The sequence below is a fragment of the Pantanalinema rosaneae CENA516 genome, from assembly GCF_050753385.1.
In the GTDB taxonomy this organism is placed as follows: Bacteria; Cyanobacteriota; Cyanobacteriia; order Leptolyngbyales; family Leptolyngbyaceae; genus Pantanalinema; species Pantanalinema rosaneae.
This window is the reverse complement of record NZ_JBLZFZ010000142.1, coordinates 1-3159: the sequence shown is the minus strand read 5'-3', so window position 1 is coordinate 3159 and position 3159 is coordinate 1. Positions and strand designations below refer to the sequence as shown.

The window sequence follows — 3159 nt, the reverse complement described above, 5'->3', positions numbered from 1 at the left end:
ACCGTGACCCGCGCACTCGCGCCGGGGGAGCCGAGTTCGGTCACATCGCTCTGGCTCACCAACGCGCGTTGAAGGCTCAGGTGATTGCCGAGTCACTGCAGCGCATGGCCGGACTCGACCGCGAGACGCCGGTGGAGGCCCTTCCCGGTGATGACGCGGCGAACGGCCTCGGTTGGCGAACGCGCATCCGCTTACACGTCGACTCCGACGGGCGGGTTGGACCGATGGCGGCCCGCTCGCACACCGTCATTCCGGTGACGGATGCTCCTCTCGCGAGTCCGCAGGTGCAGGCCGCCATTCCCTTCACAGAGCGCTTCGAGGGCTTCGCGACAGTTGACGTTCTCGCGCCCAGTGTCGGAGAACCCCGGTTGGTGCTCGGCGAACAGGCTCCCTCGGTGATCGTCGAGCGCGTCGGTGAGCGCGAGTTTCGGCTCGATGACACCGGATTCTGGCAGGTGCACCGGCAGGCTCCGAGCGTGCTGAGCTTGGCCGTGCAGCAGGCCGTTGACGTCGACCGTTTCGATCCGCGGGCCGACAACCTCGACCTCTACGGCGGTGTCGGCCTGTTCGCGGCCGCGGTCGCCGACCACTGGGGCCCGCAGACCCGCATCACGAGCGTCGAGGCCGATGAGCGGGCGACCGATCATGCGGCCGAGAATCTTGCTGAATGGGTGGGGGCCCAGGCCGTGAGCGGTCGAGTTGACCGTTGGTTGCGAGCCCTCGTCGCCAGCGTCTCGGCTAGTGACCGGCAACGCCTCCATACGGCAACCGTGGTGCTTGACCCGCCGCGGTCTGGAGCGGGCAGGGACAGATCTGCACGGCGGGCTCGCGCGTGCTCGTCCATCGCTCCATCCACGATGAGTTCGTCGCCGCGATGGTCGAGGCCAGCCGTGCGGTCACGGTCGGGCACGTGTTCGACCCCTCGGCCACGCTGGGTCCGCTCGTCTCGCAGACCCAGCTCGATCGCGTCGCCGGTTACGTCGACCTCGGCCGCTCCGAGGGCGTGGACGTCGCCCTGGACGGCGGTCTGACCGGAGACGGCGGCTTCTTCCACGAGCCGGTCATCTTCACCGGCGTCCGCAACGAGATGCGCATCGCCCAGGAGGAGATCTTCGGACCGGTCATGTCCGTCATCCCGTTCGACGACGAGGCCGACGCCGTTCTCCCGGCAATAGGCGCGGACGGCGTCGTGATCCGAGACGTCGAGGGCTACGTTGCGGCCGAGCTTCTCCGTGCCGGGGTTGCCGGGCGCGCAATGGAGGCTCTCGCAAAGCGGGCTCGCCGCGAGGCCCCACGCCAGCGCGTGCTCGCGCCCGCCTGATCCGATCAGAAGGATGTTCATGCCGCTCTCCGAAATCCCTTCGGGCGCATCACGCCCGGCTTTGCGCGATCAGCGGATAAGCGCGTTTGACCGTCATCGCAACAGAAGCGCAGACGACGGCCTTGATCAGGTCGCCCGGAATGAAGGCGAGGGAGCCCGTCAGCGCGGCGAGCGGCGCCACGCCGACGACAGCGATCAGCCAGGCGATGCCGGAGGCATAGATCACGAACACGCCGCCCACGACGCTGAAGAACATCGCCATAACAAAGTCGACCCGATCCCAGAAACGCTCCATCAACGCGCCCACGACGAACGCGCCGATCGGCCATCCGAAGAGGAAGCCCGCGGTCGGCCCCGCGAAGACGGCGAGCCCGCCCCGTCCGCCGGGCAGCAGGGGCAGGCCGATGGCGACGAGGGCGAGGAAGACGAGGACCGCGAGCCCGCCGCGCCGTGAGCCCAGGACCGCGCCGGCGAGCATCACGCCGAGCGTCTGCGCCGTGATCGGAGCGGGAATGAAGGGCAGGGGGATCGCCGGGATCAGCCCGAGCGCGGCGATGAGCGCGGCGAAAAGCGCGACATAAGCGAGGTCACGGGTCCGGGCGATCGGGCTGTTCATCGGCGGTCTCCAATCATGCTGTCGGTGCGGCGAAAACGCGCAATCGAAGCTTGTGCTTATGCCCGGGGCGCTTCGCGGTCAATCGCCATGCCGCTCCTTCGACGTTTTGCGGTCCGCCGCGCTTGTGGACGACGCGCCGGCGTCCGGATCGTATCCGCGTGCGTGCAGGGCCTCCGCGACCGTGTCCGCCATGCGCAGGGCGCGCAGGATCAGCGGCGAGGCGAGGGCGGTGAGCGAACGCTCCAGCCCCCGCGCGCGCTGCGCCTCGCGCACGGCGGCGGCTTCGTTGGCGAGAACCGGAACGAAGCGGATCGCCATGGAGAGGCAAAGCGCGGCGGTCGCGGGGTTCACGCCGAGACGGCGCAGAGGCGAAAGCCCGCGCTCGATCGCCGCCATCATGTCCGAGACGCGCGTCGTCAGCGTCACGAGGCTCGCCATGGAGAGGACGACGACGAAACGCGTCACGACGACGGCGCCGGTCCGCCACTCGCCGATCAGCCCGTGAAACAGGAAGATCGCCCCGAGGATCCAGAGCGCCGGCTTGATCTGCGCGAAGGCGAGACGCGCCGGAATGCGCGCGACGGCGAAGCCCATGGCCGCGACGAGGCCGGCGCCCGCGAACGCGATCCATCCGTCCGCCGCGAAGACGAGCCCCGCGCCGATCGCGAGCGCGACGATCTTGGCCCCCGCCCGCAGGCGATGGATCGGGCTCGACGCGTCGTGATAGAGCCCGAGCATCACGCCTCCATCATGGCGACATAGGCCGCGACGGCCTCGCCCGGAGGCCCGTCGGCGACGACGCGGCCGGCTTCGAAGACGATGACGCGGTCGAAACCGGCGAGGGTCGAGATCGTGCGTCACCATCACGACCTGCTGGTCGAGGGAGGCGAGGGCGCTCGCGATCCGCTTCTTGTTGCGCAGGTCGAGCAGCGTCGTCGGCTCGTCGAGCACGATCGTCGCCGGGTCCATCGCCAGGACGCCGGCGAGCGCCAGCATCTGCTTCTCGCCGCCGCTGAGGAGATGCGCCGACCGCTTGGCCAGATGGGCGAGGCCGAAGCGCGCGAGCGCCTGCGCGACCCGTTCTTCGAGTTCGCGCCCGCGTAGGCCGAGATTGCGCAGGCCGAAGGCGACGTCCTCCTCGACGAGGGGATAGACGATCTGGTGATCCGGATTCTGGAAGACGAAGCCGACGCGCCGGCGGGCCGCCCGGCCGTCCTTGCGG

The 3159-nt window shown here is 69.6% G+C and carries 3 protein-coding genes and 2 pseudogenes; 1 reads left to right on the top strand and 4 read right to left on the bottom strand.

Annotation, left to right across the window (positions count from 1 at the left end):
* Positions 1-191: 191 nt before the first annotated feature.
* Positions 192-761, bottom strand: coding sequence for a hypothetical protein (locus ACN4EK_RS32305; RefSeq protein ID WP_431662547.1), 570 nt, complete (start codon positions 759-761; stop codon positions 192-194).
* 38 nt (positions 762-799) lie between these two features.
* Between ACN4EK_RS32305 and ACN4EK_RS32300 the strand changes: the two are divergent.
* A pseudogene (locus tag ACN4EK_RS32300) lies at positions 800-1150 on the top strand (aldehyde dehydrogenase family protein); the annotation flags it as partial.
* A gap of 51 nt (positions 1151-1201) precedes the next feature.
* Here the strand turns inward: ACN4EK_RS32300 and ACN4EK_RS32295 are convergent.
* The 3 genes and pseudogenes from ACN4EK_RS32295 to ACN4EK_RS32285 all read right to left on the bottom strand — a co-directional run.
* Positions 1202-1342, bottom strand: a pseudogene (locus ACN4EK_RS32295) (phosphoribosylamine--glycine ligase); the annotation flags it as partial.
* A gap of 28 nt (positions 1343-1370) precedes the next feature.
* Positions 1371-1937: a biotin transporter BioY gene (locus ACN4EK_RS32290; RefSeq protein ID WP_431662546.1), complete on the bottom strand. Its 567-nt coding sequence runs from the start codon at positions 1935-1937 to the stop codon at positions 1371-1373.
* A 78-nt stretch (positions 1938-2015) separates the two neighbouring features.
* Positions 2016-3159, bottom strand: a 1144-nt coding sequence (locus ACN4EK_RS32285) for a CbiQ family ECF transporter T component (protein WP_431662545.1), incomplete at its 5' end; no start/stop codon positions are given.

What these genes read in the sequence shown, in the direction of transcription:
- ACN4EK_RS32290 (WP_431662546.1), bottom strand. Translation starts at nt 1,937, where the DNA reads ATGAACAGCCCGATCGCCCGGACCCGTGACCTCGCTTATGTCGCGCTT.
- ACN4EK_RS32305 (WP_431662547.1), bottom strand. Translation starts at nt 761, where the DNA reads ATGGAGGCGTTGCCGGTCACTAGCCGAGACGCTGGCGACGAGGGCTCG.